At 47.9% G+C, this 18,765-nt stretch carries 17 protein-coding genes and 2 tRNA genes; 14 read left to right on the top strand and 5 right to left on the bottom strand.

All coding sequences use genetic code 11. The features are described from left to right. Window positions 1–6: 6 nt before the first annotated feature. The 8 genes from FIT99_RS03145 to pth all read left to right on the top strand — a co-directional run bounded on the left by FIT99_RS03145 (window position 7) and on the right by pth (window position 7,277). The gene (locus tag FIT99_RS03145; RefSeq protein WP_223261262.1) at window positions 7–1,707 is read left to right on the top strand and encodes a tetratricopeptide repeat protein; all 1,701 of its coding nucleotides are present in this window, start codon (window positions 7–9) and stop codon (window positions 1,705–1,707) included. A 5-nt stretch (window positions 1,708–1,712) separates the two neighbouring features. Further along, a complete protein-coding gene (gene lolB, locus FIT99_RS03140) occupies window positions 1,713–2,354 on the top strand; it encodes a lipoprotein insertase outer membrane protein LolB (protein WP_140002880.1) in 642 nt (213 codons plus the stop codon). A 73-nt stretch (window positions 2,355–2,427) separates the two neighbouring features. Then, window positions 2,428–3,828 carry a carbonic anhydrase gene (locus FIT99_RS03135; protein WP_140002878.1) on the top strand — a complete coding sequence of 467 codons (1,401 nt, stop codon included), beginning with the start codon at window positions 2,428–2,430 and terminating at the stop codon, window positions 3,826–3,828. A 63-nt stretch (window positions 3,829–3,891) separates the two neighbouring features. Then, the gene (ispE, locus tag FIT99_RS03130) at window positions 3,892–4,773 is read left to right on the top strand and encodes a 4-(cytidine 5'-diphospho)-2-C-methyl-D-erythritol kinase (protein WP_140002876.1); all 882 of its coding nucleotides are present in this window, start codon (window positions 3,892–3,894) and stop codon (window positions 4,771–4,773) included. Between the two features lie 32 nt (window positions 4,774–4,805). Beyond that, window positions 4,806–4,882 (top strand) — tRNA-Gln (locus tag FIT99_RS03125). Window positions 4,883–5,006: 124 nt separating this feature from the next. Further along, a complete protein-coding gene (locus tag FIT99_RS03120) occupies window positions 5,007–5,942 on the top strand; it encodes a ribose-phosphate pyrophosphokinase (RefSeq protein WP_140004616.1) in 936 nt (311 codons plus the stop codon). A 75-nt stretch (window positions 5,943–6,017) separates the two neighbouring features. Continuing rightward, the gene (locus tag FIT99_RS03115; RefSeq protein ID WP_140002874.1) at window positions 6,018–6,626 is read left to right on the top strand and encodes a 50S ribosomal protein L25/general stress protein Ctc; all 609 of its coding nucleotides are present in this window, start codon (window positions 6,018–6,020) and stop codon (window positions 6,624–6,626) included. Window positions 6,627–6,704: 78 nt separating this feature from the next. Then, entirely contained in the window at window positions 6,705–7,277 is a 573-nt protein-coding gene (gene pth / locus FIT99_RS03110; protein WP_140002872.1) for an aminoacyl-tRNA hydrolase, read from the top strand. A 3-nt stretch (window positions 7,278–7,280) separates the two neighbouring features. On the opposite strand, the gene FIT99_RS03105 is transcribed toward pth, so the two are convergent. After that, a complete protein-coding gene (locus FIT99_RS03105; RefSeq protein WP_140002870.1) occupies window positions 7,281–10,052 on the bottom strand; it encodes a bifunctional diguanylate cyclase/phosphodiesterase in 2,772 nt (923 codons plus the stop codon). 220 nt (window positions 10,053–10,272) lie between these two features. Here FIT99_RS03105 and ychF point away from each other — a divergent pair, with 220 nt between their 5' ends. Next, complete coding sequence (ychF, locus tag FIT99_RS03100; RefSeq protein ID WP_140002868.1) at window positions 10,273–11,358, top strand: redox-regulated ATPase YchF; 1,086 nt, start codon at window positions 10,273–10,275, stop codon at window positions 11,356–11,358. A 57-nt stretch (window positions 11,359–11,415) separates the two neighbouring features. On the opposite strand, the gene FIT99_RS03095 is transcribed toward ychF, so the two are convergent. After that, complete coding sequence (locus FIT99_RS03095; protein WP_140002866.1) at window positions 11,416–12,033, bottom strand: HD-GYP domain-containing protein; 618 nt, start codon at window positions 12,031–12,033, stop codon at window positions 11,416–11,418. A 161-nt stretch (window positions 12,034–12,194) separates the two neighbouring features. Here FIT99_RS03095 and FIT99_RS03090 point away from each other — a divergent pair. The 4 genes from FIT99_RS03090 (at window position 12,195) to FIT99_RS03075 (ending at window position 15,655) form a co-directional block, all read left to right on the top strand. Continuing rightward, window positions 12,195–12,271: transfer RNA gene (locus FIT99_RS03090), tRNA-Met, on the top strand. Between the two features lie 458 nt (window positions 12,272–12,729). Next, on the top strand, window positions 12,730–13,512 hold the full coding sequence (locus FIT99_RS03085; protein ID WP_140002864.1) for an HNH endonuclease: 783 nt from the start codon (window positions 12,730–12,732) through the stop codon (window positions 13,510–13,512). Window positions 13,513–14,006: 494 nt separating this feature from the next. Next, complete coding sequence (locus FIT99_RS03080; RefSeq protein WP_140002862.1) at window positions 14,007–14,330, top strand: helix-turn-helix domain-containing protein; 324 nt, start codon at window positions 14,007–14,009, stop codon at window positions 14,328–14,330. Further along, on the top strand, window positions 14,324–15,655 hold the full coding sequence (locus FIT99_RS03075; RefSeq protein ID WP_140002861.1) for a type II toxin-antitoxin system HipA family toxin: 1,332 nt from the start codon (window positions 14,324–14,326) through the stop codon (window positions 15,653–15,655). The genes FIT99_RS03080 and FIT99_RS03075 overlap by 7 nt, the downstream gene beginning before the upstream one ends. 250 nt (window positions 15,656–15,905) lie before the next feature. Here the strand turns inward: FIT99_RS03075 and FIT99_RS03070 are convergent, their stop codons facing one another. Next, on the bottom strand, window positions 15,906–16,628 hold the full coding sequence (locus FIT99_RS03070) for a Crp/Fnr family transcriptional regulator (protein WP_140002859.1): 723 nt from the start codon (window positions 16,626–16,628) through the stop codon (window positions 15,906–15,908). A 511-nt stretch (window positions 16,629–17,139) separates the two neighbouring features. Here FIT99_RS03070 and FIT99_RS03065 point away from each other — a divergent pair. Further along, window positions 17,140–17,574 carry a GlcG/HbpS family heme-binding protein gene (locus tag FIT99_RS03065; RefSeq protein WP_140002857.1) on the top strand — a complete coding sequence of 145 codons (435 nt, stop codon included), beginning with the start codon at window positions 17,140–17,142 and terminating at the stop codon, window positions 17,572–17,574. A 113-nt stretch (window positions 17,575–17,687) separates the two neighbouring features. On the opposite strand, the gene pqqA is transcribed toward FIT99_RS03065, so the two are convergent. Further along, on the bottom strand, window positions 17,688–17,759 hold the full coding sequence (gene pqqA, locus FIT99_RS03060) for a pyrroloquinoline quinone precursor peptide PqqA (RefSeq protein WP_081624291.1): 72 nt from the start codon (window positions 17,757–17,759) through the stop codon (window positions 17,688–17,690). 126 nt (window positions 17,760–17,885) lie between these two features. Beyond that, a complete protein-coding gene (locus FIT99_RS03055; RefSeq protein ID WP_223261261.1) occupies window positions 17,886–18,626 on the bottom strand; it encodes an EAL domain-containing protein in 741 nt (246 codons plus the stop codon). Between the last annotated feature and the right edge of the window lie 139 nt (window positions 18,627–18,765).

The following is an 18,765-nucleotide window of genomic DNA, read 5'->3' as shown; positions in this document are numbered from 1 at the left end:
TTCAGCATGCCCCAAACCAGCCGTTTTACGCGCAAACCTACCGCCAAGCGCCGCAGCACGTTAGCACTTTGTCTGGCGTTATTGACTAGTCCAGCATGGTCTGCCAGCAACTCGCCAACCATCACCACTCCGACCGCTGAGTTTGTTTACAAATATCTATTAGGTGAAGTCGCGGCGCAGCGCGGAGAGTTTGTACTCGCGGGTCAGTTGTTCCTCGATTTAGCCAAGCAAACGCGTGACCCGCTGCTGGCAGAGCGCGCGACGCAAGCCGCCACCATTGCACGCACCCCGCAACTCGCACTGCCCTCGGCTGAGCTTTGGTCAGAATTAGCGCCAGACTCGATTCCTGCTGCACAAACTGCCACACAACTTTTAATTGCCAATGGCAACCTAAAAAAAGCCATCCCACAGATTCAAAAGGTGCTTGCGAACGACAACATCCGTCCAAACGCATTTATGGAATTGAATAGCCTGATGATGCGGGTGACGGACAAAACCAGTGTATTGGAAGCGATTCAGTTACTGGCGAAACCTTACCCAAAACTCCCAGAAGCGCGCTTTGCAATCTCACAAGCGGCCTACTTTGCGCACAATGAACCGTTGATGGTCACCGAGCTTAAAGAAGCTTCTAAACTGCGCCCAGGCTGGGAGCCGCCTGCACAAATCCGCGGGCAAATGCTGAGTGAACAAGATCCACAAAAAGGCATCGCTTTTTATCGCGACTTTTTAAAGACTTACCCTGAGGCTGACCAGATTCGGCTGGCGCTGGCCCGCGCGTTGTTGGTACAAAAAAATACCACAGACGCTAAAGTAGAATTTACCAAGCTGCTAGAACGTCATCAAAATAATCCAGAGATGAATGTGATTGTTGGCTTGCTGGCTTTGGATGCGAAAGAGTATGCATTTGCCGATCAGTCACTCGAGCACGGCCTGCAGGTTGGCTTTAAAGAGCCCAACAAGGTGTTTTTTAATTTGGGCAGATCTGCCGCTGAACAAAAGCAAGACACGCGCGCCCTGCAGTGGTTTGACAAAATCACCGATGGTGAGCAATTTTTGGCTGGCCGTCTCGCTGCCGCTTCGATCATTGCTCGCCGCGATGGCGTCGATGCCGCGATCACTATGTTGGACAATGTCGACGGCTTAAGCCCGGAGCAACAAGCGATGGTGATTCAAAACCAAGCGCTGCTGTTGAACCAGGCCAAACGTACTGATGAGGCTTATATGTTGCTTGAAAAAGCCACGCAAAGCTTTCCTGAGAGCCCTGAATTACTGTACGACTTTGCACTGAACGCCGAGCGCAAAGGCAAATTCGACATCATGGAAGAGACCCTGTACAAGGTCATCAAAAGCAAACCTGACATGGCCCCTGCCTATAATGCACTGGGCTATTCTTATGCCGATCGCAATATCAAATTAATGGAAGCAAAGACCCTGATTGAGACAGCGACCAAGCTCGCGCCTGAAGATCATTACATCATGGATAGCCTTGGCTGGGTCTACTATCGCCTGGGGGATTTAGGACATGCCAGCGAACAACTCCGTCGCGCCTATGGCATTCAGCAAGATCCTGAAATTGCTGCTCACTTGGCCGAAGTGTTGTGGAAACAAGGTCAACGTGAAGAAGCGCAGCGTATTCTGGAGCAAGCACTGTCGGCCAACCCTGACAACGAACTGCTGGTCGCGACCGCGAAAAAACTAAAATCGTGATTGTGATGCGTCTGTCGCAACCGCTGCCTCGGCGCTGGCGTCCCAGCGCTGGTTTGCGCATATTGTCTTGTTTGTTGAGCATGTCAGCAGTCGGCTGCAGCACCTTGCCGGCCCCGCAGACACAGCCCGCAGCCAGTAGCGATGCACTTTCACGAACCCAACGCTTGCAAGCAACGCAAGCATTTGCGCTAGAGGCAAAGCTGGCAGTGCAATACGCCGGCAAGGGCTACACAGCGCGCATGGCATGGCAACATGAAGCGCAATTAGATACCATGCGCATTTTTAGTCCGCTTGGACAACAAGTCGCCCTGATTCAACGCACCGCACAAACAGTGACGTTGACTGATCAAAATGGCAAACTGCATAGCGCGACCGACACCGCCAGCCTCACCGAGCAACTGCTCGGTTGGCGCTTGCCACTGGCGGGCTTAACGCAGTGGATCTTAGGCATTCCACACGCGAATAGCCCGTATCAAGCCAACTACCTTGCACATGGCGGCCCGGCCAATCTCAACCAAGACCAATGGCAGATCGACTATGACGGTTACCGTCAGACGGCGTTCAACGGCGCACTTGAACAGTTGCCCTACAACATCAAGCTCCAGCAGCAAGAAGTCCGCCTTAAATTGGTGATTCAGCACTGGTAAGCTGCGCACAAAAGCAAGCCAGAATCCCCGCTGGCAGATTAAAGATTCAGTGTCAGGCGCCGATAAAGGCACTATGCACTGTGATGTTTATTCCCCCTATTCTGTTCGATTTTGGCTAGCTTGCAGCCTGTGGTTGCTATTGGGCGCATGGTCCGGGCAAAGCCATGCATCGCAATGGCTGTCGATCAAAAAAACCGACGACAACCAGCTGATGATTGATAAACAATCCTTGCTGGAAGAAAAACCCTACATCAAAGCTTGGGTCAAGGTAGATTATCGCACTCCGCAAAAAAATGTAGAGTCGGTCGACCGCGTCTATAACCACGCCAAGGCACTGTGGTATTTTGATTGCGACAAACGCAAAGCCGCCACTATTCAGGTGTTTCAATACGATCAAGGAGAGCTGGTCTATTCTGCCGGGACCACTGCTAAACAGGCCGACTTTATCGAGCCTTTGCCAGAGTCAGAAGTCGAAGTCACGCAGCAGTATGTCTGCAAGTGGCAAGCCAAAGAAAAGCAGCGCTTAGAGGCAGCTGCCCGCCGTGCCTCGAATCCGGTGGTGCCTGCGGTTGCCAGCAATAAAGACAAACCAGCCGCGCCCGATGGAGTCGCCGAGCCTGCCGCAGAGGCAACGAACAACAAACCAGAAGAAAAACCCGCCGCGCCAAAACCGGCGGCGAAACCCGCTGAGGAAAAAGTCGCCCCGGCAAAAGCCACGGATAACAGTAAATCGGCCAGAGCCACTGACGCCACCCCAGACAAAGACAAAGCCACCAAAAAAGAAAAATCAGACAAACTGAATGATCAGTCTTGGGCCTACAGCGGCCCGCATGGCCCGGATAAATGGGGCAGCTTGAACCCTGACTATGCAGTTTGCAACGCAGGTAGCCAGCAATCGCCGATCAATATCGACAATACCATCACGGCCGCACTCAAACCGATCAAACGATTGCAAAAGTTTCCGCTTAAAAATGTCGCAGTGAAAGACCACAGCCTCATATTGGATGCAGGCACCGGCAACATGATGGTCTTGGATCAAAAGCCGTATCAACTCAAATATATTAGTGTGCACGTCCCCAGCGAACACCAGATCAAGCAGAAGTCATATGCTGCCGAACTGCAAATGGTGCATGAAGACAAAGCAGGACATCGCGTGATTATTGCCATCATGCTTGAAGAGGGCAGCACACATGCGGGATTAGAGAAAATACTGGGCAACCTACCCAAAGAAAAAGAACAGAGCAAGGCGTTGGCGATACGCGTCACTCCAGGAGACCTGATGCCTGCAAAACCCGCCTATTACCGATATAGTGGCTCGCTCACCGCACCGCCCTGTACTGAGGGCGTGCAATGGGTGATCATGAAAGAACCCCTTAAAGTGTCCAAATTTCAAATTGGCACCTTGCAACAGGCGATTGGCGAGCCAAATCAACGCCCAGTGCAGGATGCGCAAGGCCGCATGATCCTCGAATAAGTTTCCCATCTCGCGCGGCAATTGCACGCCTGAACGTTGCTGGCATGCTTTACAATCACGGCTATGAAATTTATCAGCTACCCTGCGCCCTGCAAAATCAACCTCTTTCTGCACATTACGGGTCGCCGCGATGACGGCTACCATCGCTTGCAAACGCTTTTTTTATTGCTCGATCACGGCGATACGCTGCGCATTCGTGTGCGCGAAGATGGTCAATTACAGCATCTGAACCCACTGCCGGGCGTCCCTGCCGACAAAGATTTGACGATTCGCGCCGCGCGCGCTTTGCAAGAAAGCAGTGGCTGTCAGCTAGGCGCAGAGATTGAATGCCTGAAACGCACGCCCATGGGCGGCGGACTCGGCGGTGGCAGCTCAGATGCAGCAACGGTACTGATGGCGCTCAATCAGCAATGGCAGTTAGGTTATACCCGGCAACAGTTGATGCAGATCGGGCTCACGCTCGGTGCCGACGTACCGGTATTTATTTTCGGACAACCGGCCTGGGCAGAAGGCGTCGGCGAACAGCTATCCGCAGTCATGATGCCGGCAGATATTTTAGAAAAATACTATGTGGTGATTACCCCACATATTGAGGTGCCAACTGCAAAAATATTTGCGCACCAAGCATTGACAAGAGACTCGAAACCATTGAAAATAGCGGACTTTTCAAACGGGGCAAATTCCACCGCCTTTTGGCAACAAGCCAGAAACGACATGGAATCCATCGTTTGTTCGCTATACCCTGAGGTAAACGATTCGCTACAATGGCTAAAACAGTTTGGCGATGCGCGAATGAGTGGTTCTGGGGGGTCGGTATTTGTAGCCGTCGATAGTGAAATAAAAGCGAACGATTTGATTGAAAATAGGCCAAAAAACACTTCAGGTTTTTGGGCAAAAGGGTTAAAATACCATCCGCTTTTTAACACACTCCTCAATGAGGATTGAACGATAAAAGCGAATGAGTAAGACAAGTTTTTTGGGGAGTCGCCAAGCTGGTTAAGGCACCGGATTTTGATTCCGGCATGCGAAGGTTCGAATCCTTCCTCCTCAGCCAAATATAAGCGTGTAGATTTAACGATTTACACGCTTAAGTTTTTTATAAGCCCCAGCCTTTGGTATGGAGCCAGGTTAAAACATCGTCATCGCTAAAAAAGGGTACAACGTTGAGTAACGCCAACATGATGGTATTTACCGGTAATGCTAATCCGGTACTGGCACAAGAAGTTGCCACGCATTTGGGCATTGAATTAGGGCGTGCCGATGTTGGCCGGTTTTCTGACGGCGAGATCATGTTAGAACTGCTGGAAAACGTACGTGGCCGCGACGTATTCGTATTGCAATCCACCAGCTACCCAACCAATGACAGCCTGATGGAAGTCATGGTCATGGTCGATGCACTGCGTCGCTCTTCTGCAGGCCGTATTACTGCCGCCATCCCTTATTTGGGATACTCGCGTCAAGACAGACGTCCGCGCTCTGCCCGCGTTGCTATTACTGCCAAGGTGGTTGCAAACATGCTCACCAGTGTTGGTGTAAACCGCTTGCTGACCATGGATTTGCACTCAGACCAGATTCAAGGGTTCTTTGACATCCCGGTCGACAATATTTATGCAACGCCCATCTTGCTCGAAGACCTCGCCAAGCAACACCACGAAAACTTGGTTGTCGTGTCGCCGGATGTTGGTGGTGTGGTGCGTGCTCGCGCTGCGGCTAAACAGCTTAATGCAGACCTGGCGATCATCGACAAGCGTCGCCCAAAAGCGAACGTGGCTAAAGTCATGAATATTATTGGTGAAGTCGAAGGCCGAACCTGCGTCATTATGGATGACATGGTAGACACCGCCAACACCCTGTGCGAAGCCGCTGCCGCGTTGAAAAAACAAGGCGCCACTAAAGTAGTTGCTTACGCCACCCACCCAGTGTTATCGGGTGGTGCTGGCGAGCGCATCATGGCTTCAGCGCTGGATGAGTTGGTTGTCACTAACACCATCGCGCTCAATGCCAGCGCGCAAGCTTGCAGCAAGATTCGTCAGCTCAGCGCAGCGACCTTGCTCGCCGAGACGATTAAGCGTATCAGCCAAGAAGAATCCGTTTCTTCTTTATTTATGGATTAGTTTTACACCACCTGCTGGTCGCGGCAGGTGGATTTTAGTGCAGTGCCGCCCTTGTGGCGTTTTTAGGAGTTTCTTATGAGTATCGAAATTAAAGCCGTCAAACGTGACGTTAAAGGTACGGGTGCGAGCCGCCGCCTGCGTCGCGCCGGCAGCGTGCCAGGTGTGGTATATGGTGGTGAACAAGGCGCTTTGTCAATCGAATTAAACCACAAAGAATTGTTCATGGAGTTCCGTCATGAAGCGTTTCATGCGTCTATCCTGAACCTGAATGTGGATGGCAAAGTTGAAAGCGTTTTGTTGCGTGACTATCAACTGCACCCAGTGCGTAACACGATTCAACACATCGATTTTCAGCGTGTTTCTGCGACTGAGAAAATTCACGTTAAAGTGCCTTTCCACTTCATCAATGAAGAAGTCGCTCCAGGCGTGAAAACAGGTGGTGGCAACATCTCCCACATCCAAACTGAAGCTGACGTCAGCTGCTTGGCAAAAGATTTGCCAGAGTTCGTTGAAGTCGATTTGGCGACATTAGAAGCAGGCCATTCAATCCACTTGTCCGAAATCAAACTGCCTAAAGGTGTTGAATTCGTACAACTGGCCCACGGTGATGACGCAGCAGTGGTTTCAATTGCGAAGCCACGTGGCGGTAGCGACGAAGCCGCTGCAGAAACACCAGCCGCTTAAGCAGTTCCAGCGGTTATCCGCTACAATAAACGCGCACTCTTGAGTGCGCGTTTCTTTTTGGTATGACACAAAATCACCATGACCGGCATTAAATTGATTGTAGGGCTGGGTAACCCCGGCGACAAATACACCATGACTCGGCACAATGCCGGCTTCTGGTTTGTGGATCTACTGGCGCAGCAATCGAGTAGCCGTCTTGCTTCAGACCCGAAATGGTTCGGCATCGCCGGCAAATGGCAGCCGCACAGCGATCGATGGTTGCTCAAGCCGAGCACTTTTATGAACGCCAGTGGCAAGTCTGTCGCGGCCCTCGCCCACTATTATAAAATTACGCCAGCTGAGATTCTGGTGGTGCATGATGAGCTAGATATTCCACCGGGCCAGGCCAAACTGAAATTTGGCGGCGGTCATGGTGGCCACAATGGCTTACGCGATATTCATGCCGCGTTGGGCACGGCAGATTACTGGCGCTTGCGCATTGGCATCGGTCATCCCGGCAACAAAGCCGAGGTAGTCAATTTTGTGTTGAAAGCCGCGGGCAAAGAAGAACAACATGCGTTGGATGATAGCCTGATCAAAGCCAGCACGATTTGCGACTTATTGGCGCAGGGGCAATTTGAAAAAGCCATGCTGCAACTGCACAGCAAATAAGCCTTAGCGCGACAAAATCGCCGGGTGCTGGTGCCACTCGTGGTGCCAGAGTGCGAACGCCTCAGGACCCAACGGCGGTGAAAAATAGTAACCCTGACCAAAATCGCAGCCCATCTCTTGCAGCATCAGCAACTGACGTTGGTTTTCTATGCCCTCGGCGACCACCTGCATGCCCAAGCTGTGAGCCATGACAATAATCGCTCGGCACAACGCCGCATCTTGACTTGAAGTGCCCAGTTCACGCACAAATGAGCGATCAATTTTGACAAAATCAATCGGAAATTTTTTCAAGTAAGACAGCGCAGAATAGCCAGTGCCAAAATCATCCAGCGCCACCTGCACCCCGGCCTGCTGATATTGCGCCAAACGCTCACTCACCTGCGAACTGCCGTCAAGCAGCAAGCGCTCCGTAATCTCAACCACCAGCATATTGCCCTCTTGGTGATTTTTTGCCATCTCAAACAACCAATCCTCTTTTTTTCGGTGCTCGGCTGCAAATTGCACGGGAGATTTATTCACCGCCACCTGAAACATCGGATGCAAAGTCTGCCGCCACTGACGACACTGCGCAATTGCAGAGTTAAACACCCATTCGCCAATGGGCACAATCAATAAGTTATCCTCGGCAATGCCGATAAAATCCATGGGCGGAATCAAGCCTTTGGTTGGGTGTTTCCAGCGCAACAACGCCTCTGCTTTCACCACCATATTGGTCTGCAAATCGACCACAGGCTGATATTCGAGAAAGAACTCTTCTTTACCAAGTGCCTGTCGTAAATCATGCGACAAGCCCATGCGAAACTCGGCATGTTCTTGCATACGTGGGGTAAAGTAGGTGAAGCAATTACCGCCTTTTTTCTTCGAGGCGTACATGGCCTGATCTACACGCTTCATCAGATCTTCTTTGTTCCCCGCGTCATCCGGAAAAATCGCAATGCCTAAACTAGCGGATACATAAGCATAAGTATCATCCAATTGAAAGGGGTGTGACAGCGTATCCAGCACACGTTGCGCCAGCGCTTCCACATAGCTGGCATGCGCATCGCAGAGCATCAGCACAAACTCATCGCCGCCCAACCTCGCCACCAAATCACGATTATCGAGGCAAGCCATCAGGCGCTGACCAGCTTGCAACAGCAACTTATCGCCTTGGTCATGGCCTTGTGTGTCGTTCACTTCTTTAAAGCGATCTAGGTCTAAAAAGATTACCGCGAGTTTCTGACCATTATTTTTAACCGTATTGAGTGCCTGATCTAACCGCTCAAAAAATAAGCGGCGGTTCGGTAGGCCCGTCAGCGTATCTACGTTGGCATATTGCCAAACCACCTCTTCAGATTGCTTGATTTTTGATATGTCAGCCAATGTGCCTAAAATGCGCGTGGGCTTGCCCGCCTCATCACGCATCAACACCATGCCACGATCAAACACCCATTTCCAGCTTCCGTCTTTGCAAAGCATGCGATATTCGCTCGCATATTGCTCGCGTTGGCCATCAAGCACCTGCTGATGCAAATCCGTCGCCGTTGCAGCATCATCGGCATGAATGCGTTGATGCCAGGTTGCCGGATGATGGTCTAACTCGTGTGGCGCAAAACCCAGAATTTTTTTCCAGTGATCCGAAAACATCACCTTAGACTCCAGCACGTTCCAGTCCCACACGCCGTCACCGGTGCTTTCCATGGCAACTTTCCAACGCTGTTCGCTGCTATTGAGCGCAAGGCTATATTGTTCGAGCGTGGTGCGCGTGCGATGACGCACCAACAAAAACTGTACCAAACCGGCCACCAACAAGCTGATGGCTAACCCTAACAAGCCCATATCATCCGCATCACTGTAGTCAGTGGCCGCTTCAAATGCTGGCGTAGACTTGGCACGCAAGCGCCAAACCTGCCCGTTGACATTTAGGGTATAGGCTGCGGTATAGTCAGCGTCTGCGTCATGCACATGTCTATCTTCAGAACCGCTGTGGTACAAAGGCACTTGCCCATCTTCGCGGCCTTGGTCAAACACGTCAAAATGCACCAGCCGCTGCTCTAACGGGTGCAAGGCCTCGGCCAGCATCGCAGCCACATCAAAACGCAAAAACACCCAGCCATTGAGCAAGCTGCGACGATCTGCCAGCGGAATCTGCTCTGGCTGCCCACGATACACCGGCGCATGAAAAATATAGTTTTTATACGGTTGCACACTGGTATTGGCGGTGTAATGCCCAGATAACACCAGACGGTCATCATCGCCAGCCTCGAGCAGATCCGCCCGCAACTGCGCATCTAAAAAAGTATTTTTTAATAGGGATTCACGGTTGGCGTCGTTGCGCGGCTCTACATATAACACCGGGGCCAGCTCTTGATCCCCATGTATAAACTCAAGATGTTTAAGCAATTTTGGCAACGGCATCTCAAGGTCTTTGAAAGTCTCGGGGTGATCTAGGTGAATATATTTGATAAAACCGAGCGCGTTCAGGCTGTTGTATTCCGTGCTTTTCAGGTAATCGTCCACATAGAGCCGAAACTCCTCGGCCGAGACAAACTGTGACGAAATGTATAGCTGCTCGACGCCTTTGAGAATTTGTCGATAAGCGTTGAGCCGCTGCTGAATGGCCTCGGAGCCGGACTGCACCGACTGTTTGAACTTGACCGCCTGCAATGCCTCGGCATGATGGCGCTCACTCATCCATAATAAAAAAGTCGTCTGTAACGCACAAAACAACACCACGGCGGCGATCCATCGTGACGACAACAACTGCTGCAAAGATGCCATATTCAACCTAAACATTTATCATCCTTTATCAGGAAGGCGCATGACGTTTTTAATATAATGCCCCCGACGTCATGCCTGTTGTGTATTTATAATAAAACTTAAATCTTGTATGGAAGCAGCCGCAAATCAACATTGATTCTGGCTCTATCTTCATACTAACGGTAAAATATTGGTTTTATTCAATCTTTGCCGCTCATCCACATGGCGGCAACACTCACGCTAAGGTTCATCCACTATGAAATGCGGTATTGTCGGCCTGCCCAATGTAGGTAAATCCACCCTGTTTAATGCCATCACCAAAGCGGGCATTGCCGCAGAAAACTATCCTTTCTGTACCATAGAGCCCAATGTGGGCATCGTTGAGGTGCCAGATCCGCGTTTGCAACCGCTGATTGACATCGTCAAACCGCAAAAAGTGCAGCCAGCCATCGTCGAGTTCGTCGATATCGCCGGCTTGGTCGCTGGCGCCTCCAAAGGCGAAGGCTTGGGCAACAAGTTCTTGGCAAACATCCGTGAAACCGATGCGATTGCCCACGTCGTCCGCTGCTTTGAAGATGGCAACGTGATTCACGTCTCCGGCAAGGTCGACCCGTTAGCAGATATCGAAGTCATCAACACCGAGCTCGCGCTTGCCGACATGGAAACCGTTGAAAAAACCATGCAGCGCGAAGGCAAAAAAGCCAAAAGCGGTGACAAAGACGCTATCGCTCTGATCAAAGTGCTCGAAAAAGTCGTGCCTTGTCTCAACGATGCCAAAGCCGTGCGCACACTCACACTCGATGCCGATGAACTCAATTTGCTCAAACCGCTGTGTTTGATCACAGTAAAACCCGTCATGTACATCACCAACGTGATTGAAGGCGGTTTTGAAAACAACCCGCACCTCGACAAAGTATTAGCCTTGGCAAAAACTGAAAACGCCCCTGTCGTCACCATCTGCGCCAAAATCGAAGGTGAAATCTCCGAGCTTGAAGACGAAGACAAACTGCTGTTCTTGCAAGAACTCGGCCTCGAAGAACCTGGTCTCAACCGTGTTATTCGTGCCGCCTACGACTTATTAGGCCTGCAAACCTACTTCACTGCCGGCGTGCAAGAAGTACGCGCCTGGACCGTGAAAAAAGGCGCGACGGCCCCGCAAGCTGCCGGTGTCATCCACACCGATTTCGAACGCGGCTTTATTCGCGCCGAAGTCATAGCCTATGACGAATACGTCAAAAACAAAGGCGAAAAAGGCTCGCAAGAAGCCGGCAAAATGCGCCTTGAAGGCAAGGAATACATCGTTCAAGATGGCGATGTCATGCACTTCCGCTTCAACGTTTAATTACATTCGCCAAACCCATAAAAAAGGCTGGAGCATCTCCAGCCTTTTTTGTTTTATCTAATGGTCACCCGTTGCTTTAAACCGTGCGTAGGCAGGGTCTTCAATCACCTTCGCAAAACACGCAAACAACACCGGGTCTAGCTTCGTCCCCGCCTCTGACGCCATCACCTGCATAATCTCAGCATGTGGCCGCGCGCCCTGATACACCCGCCGCACCGCCATTGCATCGTAGTTATCCACCAGAGTTACAATGCGCGCCAACAGCGGAATCGCCTCCCCCGCGAACCGATCAGGATACCCCTCACCGTTAAACCACTCATGATGATGCCGCACCACCGCAGACACACGCAGTGCCCACGGATGCTCATAAGCCGCAATTAAATTACCGCCCACCACCGGATGCTGCTGCATAATCGCCAATTCATGGCCCTCTAAGCGACCCGGCTTCATCAACACCGCATCCGGCACCACAATCTTGCCAATATCATGCAAGCCCGAACCCAGCTCGAGCACGCGTAAGTCGTCAGCACTCAAGCCCAACGCCACACCAATGCCATTGGCAAGTGACATCACACGATCACTATGCAAACAGGTATAAGCGTCGCGCAGGCGCAAAGCATCCGCCAACACTGCGCTCAACTTCAGCACGCCCCCGTGAACCCGATCCCGATTCATATTGTAATATTAATTATTGTAGTAAATGAATACCAGCATACTCCCAATTCAAGCCAAACGTAAATCCCCTAAACCTAATTCAATAAAATACTTAGCTAAAAGGTGGCAGTCTTGGTTGTCGAGGTATGAGACAACTGCTATAATCGCGGTCTTTCAAATACGGTGATGTAGCTCAGCTGGTTAGAGCACAGGATTCATAATCCTGGGGTCGAGGGTTCAAGTCCCTCTTTCACCACCAAAAATCTAAAGGCTTCCAAGGTGATTAAACACTTTGGAAGCCTTTTTCATTTTCCACTCACCAACATTGCAATATATGCAAACAAACTCACCTAACATTCATGAATATACTTAAAAAATTATGGTGAAAAGCATCGTTTAAAAGTCAATGAATTTGGCCTAAGGACGGGTTTGCGTGTTACGAGCGCTTTGTCTGCGAAGTATTTCAAAGATGACCATAAAATATCGTTTTTTTACGTCCGGGATAAAAATCCAAGCAAGCTTACTATTTGGAAGCTTCTAAGATTAAAGGCCTTCTCAGATATCTTTATGATTCCATTATGAGATACGCAAACACATTAAAAACTTGCTAAAACACTAGTTGTGCTAAGGACAAAAGTTACTGCTAAACTTATGTCAACATTCTTAAAAACTGATTAGGTGGAGTTGGTTTTTCAAACTCTCTCGACTCCATAGCATATGGCGAATTCAAAACTTTGGCTAAGAGAACAAGTACAACTTGCCTTTCATCTTTACTGCCAAATTCCTTTTGGCAAGATTGATAGCAGAAATAAGGAAATTATTGAACTTGCAAAAGTCATAGGTCGCACATCTAGCGCTGTTGCAATGAAAATGCTTAACATCGCCAGTCTTGACCCAGCAATCACAATAACTGGGCGAGTAGGTTTGGGTAACGCATCAGCGCTCGATCGTGAAGTATGGGCTGATTTTCATGAGGATTGGGAAAGGTTAGCAGTTGAGTCTCAATTACTGAGACAGCAACTTTATAAAGAAATACCCACAGTGTTTGAAGATGAAAATTGCTCACTTAATACGGAAGATTTTACAGGTGAAGCCAGACAAGCTATTACTACTCAACGCATTAAACAACAGTTTTTCCGCCGCGCCGTATTAAGTGGCTATCGTGGCCGTTGTTGTATGTCAGGCCTATCAGAGTCAAGGCTTCTGATTGCTAGTCATATCGTACCTTGGAGTTTAGACAAATCTAATCGATTAAACCCAAGTAACGGACTTTGTCTTTCTGCAATACATGATAGAGCGTTTGATAAGGGTCTGATTACGTTAAACGACGATTTCACAATCATCATTTCAGAGCAAATAAAAAAACGAAATGATCCATTTATGGACGCAATTTTCCTATCATTAGACGGCAAAAAAATTGAATGCCCAGATCGCTTTACGCCAGATGTGGCTATGTTGGACTGGCATAGAAACAATCTCTTTTTGGACAATAGACAATGACTCATTTAAAAGTACGGGAGTTTGTACCTCATATTGTTTATTACATCATGTCTGAACAGCCGAACTGTTGTCCAAAATGTCAAAGTCGCTTAGATGTTATTGAAACTGTCAGAATACAACATGAAGAAATTCAGATTAACTTTTGCGATGAGTGTGATGAGGAAGTTTTAATGATCAATGAATCGCCACTCATTTATTAGTCAGCCTGAAGTTTACTAGACGCTCGTAAGCCAGAACGCAACGCCGGACCAAAAGTTACGCCTATCATGCTTGTTGCCACACGTGACTTAATGCACAGCTTACTTGAGTAAGCGCCTTCGCAAATGGATAACTATCAACTTTTGATTTGTAATTGCATAAACCCAATAAAAATATTACATAAATGTAATTATACGAATTTATTATCTAAATATAATTAAAATCCAAAAAACCCCACCTTTATTACATTTATATAATTTATTGATTTTATTATTTCTATGTAATAAGATGGATCAATGAAAACGACGATCACTTCCGGACAACAGCTTAAAGCGCATATCAAGTCTTTAAGAAAAAGAAGAAATTGGACGCAACAAATGCTTGCGACCAAGATGGGATTATCACAATCCAGGATTGTCCAGATTGAGAGAAATCCGAACCTGGTCAGCTTTGATCAGCTTTTGCTCCTATTCAATATATTAGGCGTATCAATGTCACTTGAATTGAATAGTGATGATCAGAGTAACGAAAGCCCAGACTCAACTAATAAACACTCTGAGACAGCAGATCTACAAGACGCTCAAAATCAAGCCACCGAGTCTAAACAGGCAAAATGGTAATACAAGCATTAAATGTCTGGATGAATGGCCAGTTAGTGGGCACTTGGGCACAGGGGAATCGTCGGTCAAGCAAATTTCAATACGATGCTAATTGGATAAAGTCTGCATACGCCAGACCGCTTTCAAACGCTTTACCCATGAGCACTGTTGACGGCATCATCACCGGGCAAGAAGTCACTGATTACTTTGATAACCTTCTACCTGATTCCGTTGATATTAGAAAACGGATTCAATCCAGTTTTAAAACGCAATCCACTGAGGCGTTTAATCTGTTAGAGGCGATCGGACGAGATTGTGTTGGTGCAGTGCAACTACTGCCGGTAGGCGAAACGCCAGCGGCATTTGAGGAGGTACATGGCCAACCATTAAGTGACGCGCAAATATCCCAATTATTGATCGCAGCCTCCTCTGGAAGAACGCTTGGACAAATTTTTGATGAGGCATCCTTCAGAATTTCAATCGCTGGCGCGCAAGAAAAAACAGCATTGCTTCGTGTGAAACAACAATGGCTACGTCCTCTTGGGGCAACGCCAACCACGCATATATTAAAACTCCCACTCGGACTCATTGGTGGTGAGCAGCGTTTTGATATGACCGACTCAATCGAAAATGAGTGGTTGTGCGCGCAGATTTTAAAAAAGCTGGGATTTAATATCGCCAATACAGAAATTGGCAACTTTGATGGCACCAAAGCACTGGTGGTCGAGCGCTTTGACAGAAAATGGGTGGATGATGACAAATGGATCGCCAGAATCCCGCAAGAAGACTTCTGTCAGGTATTTGGACTCCCCTCCGAATTGAAGTATGAAGATCATGGTGGCCCTTCCATCGAAAAAATAATGCGCTATTTGACGGCAAGCATCAGCGCTCACGATGACAGGCTACACTTCCTCAAAACACAATTTGTGTTTTGGTTACTGGCAGCCACAGATGGACATGCCAAAAACTTCTCCGTGGCTATACAACCCGGTGGCGCATTTCAACTCACCGCGCTATATGATGTTTTATCTGCGTGGCCAATTATTGGCAGTGAGCGAAATCAACTGCCCTACAAAAAAGCCAAACTTGCAATGGCTATTAGAACCAAAAACGCACAGTACAAAATTAGTGAGATTTACCCTCGCCACTGGAAAGCGTTTTGTGCAAAGTTAGGCGTTCCAGAAGCTTTTGATGAAATGTATACAATTGCTTCAAACATCGTTCCGGCGATTGAAGAGATTGCAACATCGCTGCCAGCACGGTTTCCGATGCAACTAATCGAGAGTATTAAACATGGCGTTTCTGAGCATGCCAGTCGCTTCTTAAGCATGGAAGAAGCCGTTTAAGTTGAAATGAGTTTATTGATCATTGGGATTATTCAAGTCACGGTAAACGGTCTAAAAATCGCTAGCGAAATAGTTATAATCCCCTGTGTTAGAATTCAAAAAGCGATTGTTACCATAGAGATGGGGTAACTTTTAGGGTATGTGAGATTTATTTAACTAACAATATCGTTATAAATCATTGCATTAAGAATGGTGTTCAGTGGTCTCTTTCTAACTGCCTACAACTTCGACGTTCTCGAATTTCGTTCAGTCAGGTATTCACACCTAAGTTCAACTGAGGAAATAATCTTTTGTATTCCTCATTGACTACTTTGTAGCATTCACATGCTCTATTTTCTAAGGTAGGTCGATCTAATACATGTATATGACCACGTGTGTACTGAATGACGCCACCTTGTTGCAATCTACCAGCTGCAGCTGTGACGCCTTCACGCCTAACCCCTAGCATATTGGCAATTAACTCTTGGGTCATAGCGAGATGTTGACTATTAAGCCGGTCTAAACTTAACAACAGCCAACGGCATAACTGCTGATCAATAGAGTGATGACGATTGCAAATGGCGGTTTGTGCCATTTGTGCAATTAAAGCATGGGTGTAATGCAACAGAAGGCGCATAAAAGGTCCTCCTTGATTGAATTCCTGCTTGAGATAATTACCTCGCATCCGATAAGCTTTACCAGCGCTTTGTACGACGGCACGACTGGTACTTGTTCCGCCACCCATAAATAAGGAAACCCCTAATACCCCATCATTCCCTACAACGGCTATTTCTGCGGTGGCACCATTCTGTAATTCATTCAACAAAGAGATGATAGCGGTTGTAGGAAAGTAAACGTATTGTAAACAACCTCCAGGTTCATAAAGCGTTTTCCCTAATGGCAGTTCGACATATTCGAGCATGCTCAAAATGCGAACATACTCTAAATCGGGCAAGGCCTTAAGCAATTGATTTTGTTGCGGTGACGGTAACATGACGCTCTCACTCCCACTGCAATTTTTTTGCAGATGCTTGTTATATGTATTGGAGCTTTATGAAGCGGTGCACTCCACCTTTACCACTAACTTATCCGGATAAACTCCTTTTTATAAGTAGAAAGATACTGATTTTATTGTAGGTCGCTTCCTATCTTGCAGTCATACATGGGGTAATCGCAGTTGTAAAATGATTAATGCTTGCGACTGAATCGCCTCGCATTTATTCATCACCTACAAGCCGTAATCATGGAAATGACCTGCCCCCCCCATTTGCCTACCAATTCAATTCGTGAAGTCGATGCAATCGGGTGAAGGTCAATGGAGAGGAGCACATTGAGATACCACCACATTGGATAAGGATCACCGTAAACCTTAAATACCGCGACGGAAATCTTTCAACTACGGATCTCCGTTTCTCTTCTAACTTCAATAGATTTCAAATTTAAATGAATTTAAACCATTGGTGCAAGTCATATTTACACCAATCAATCAAATAATAAGGAATCACATGCACGTAAGCTTTGAAGTCGCACAAGAAATCATTGAGAAAGCCGTCGAAAAATCCAACCAAATTGGCGTGAAGATGTGTATCGCCGTGTTAGATTCTGGCGGTAACCTGAAGAGCTTCACTCGAATGGATGATGCTTGGGTCGGTAGTATTGATATCGCCATCAAAAAAGCCAAAACCGCCTGCTACTTCGCCATGCCCTCTGGCGAAATCGGTAAGCTTTCAGTCCCCGGCTCGCCTTTGTATGGCATCGAGCATTCTAATGATGGCCTAATCACTTTCCCAGGTGGGCTGCCGATTGTCGATGAAGATGGGATATTGATCGGGGCGATTGGTGTCAGTGGTGACACGGTGGAAAATGATCATTTAGTGGCACAAGCGGGCGTGAATGTGGCTGGTGTTTGTGACGTGCCTAAGCACCCTTGGCGGACATAACTTACCGCGCACAGTGTTTGTCATTTCAGATGGATCACAGTGCAAAGTAAGTTTACTCAAAACAAAAAACCCGACACGTGGTCGGGTTTCTGTCATTTTAGCCTAGGCTAAAATTATTTGTTCATTACGTACATTGTTACTTCAAAGCCAAAACGCATTTCTGTAGCAGCTGGTTTAGTCCACATGGTGTTTCTCCTGATTTAAAAGTTTATCTGTACAACGTGTGCACAGTATGCGCCTCGTCCTCAGACTTGTTCAGCGCTGTTTTACCTGAAACAGGCTCATGATTTTCAGCAGTTAGGCGGGTTTGATTATAAGAGGTAGGTTTCAGCGGGCACTTCCGGCAGGCCTTCAAACAAGGGGCGTGCGAAGTAATAGCCTTGAAATAGAGTGACACCAAAATCGACCAACGGGGCGAGCTCTTGCTTGGTTTCAACGCCCTCGGCAATGACCTGTATGCCTAACCCATTGCACACATCAATAATGCTTTTGACGATGAGTTGCTTGGTTTTGTTTTCATCAATACCCCGAATCAGATTCATGTCGAGTTTAATGATGTCTGGCTGCCACTCTGCTAGCAAATTAAGCCCTGAATAACCGGCACCGAAATCATCAATGGCGGTTAAAAACTGGTGTTTTTTGTATTCGGTAAAAATGCTTTTGAGGTGGGCGTGATCGGTGATTTTCTCGGCCTCGGTCACTTCAAACATAATGCGCTTTTTATCAAAGCCGAGCTCATCACACACGGCAAGGGTGGATCGAATGCAGTTTTCGGGTTTGTAAACGGCATTAGGCAAAAAGTTGATAGAAAGAAACTCATTGAAATGCAAACTGTGAGCGAGCCGAATCGCTTTTGAGCGGATGATCTGATCAAAGCTGTGCACTCTGGTGCCATCAATCTGATCCAGAATATAGGCCGCAGACTGATTTTCGAGTCCGCGCACCAAGGTCTCGTAGCCCCATACCTGTTGATCGCCAAAATTCACAATCGGCTGAAAAGCCATCGAAAAATCAATGCCTAAGCTTTGGGGATTACATTTTTGGCAGCTCATTGATTGCTCCACGTCATTACACCTAATATGTTTTACTTAAATCAATTTTAGGGCAATTTCTATGCTTTGATAGGTGGATTAACTGACTTTTTTCGGTGCTGTTTACACATTCAAGCGAGCGGTCCGCAATCAATTGAAA

This window comes from Methylophilus medardicus, from assembly GCF_006363955.1.
Taxonomy (GTDB): domain Bacteria; phylum Pseudomonadota; class Gammaproteobacteria; order Burkholderiales; family Methylophilaceae; genus Methylophilus; species Methylophilus medardensis.
This window is presented reverse-complemented; position numbering and strand designations above follow the sequence as displayed.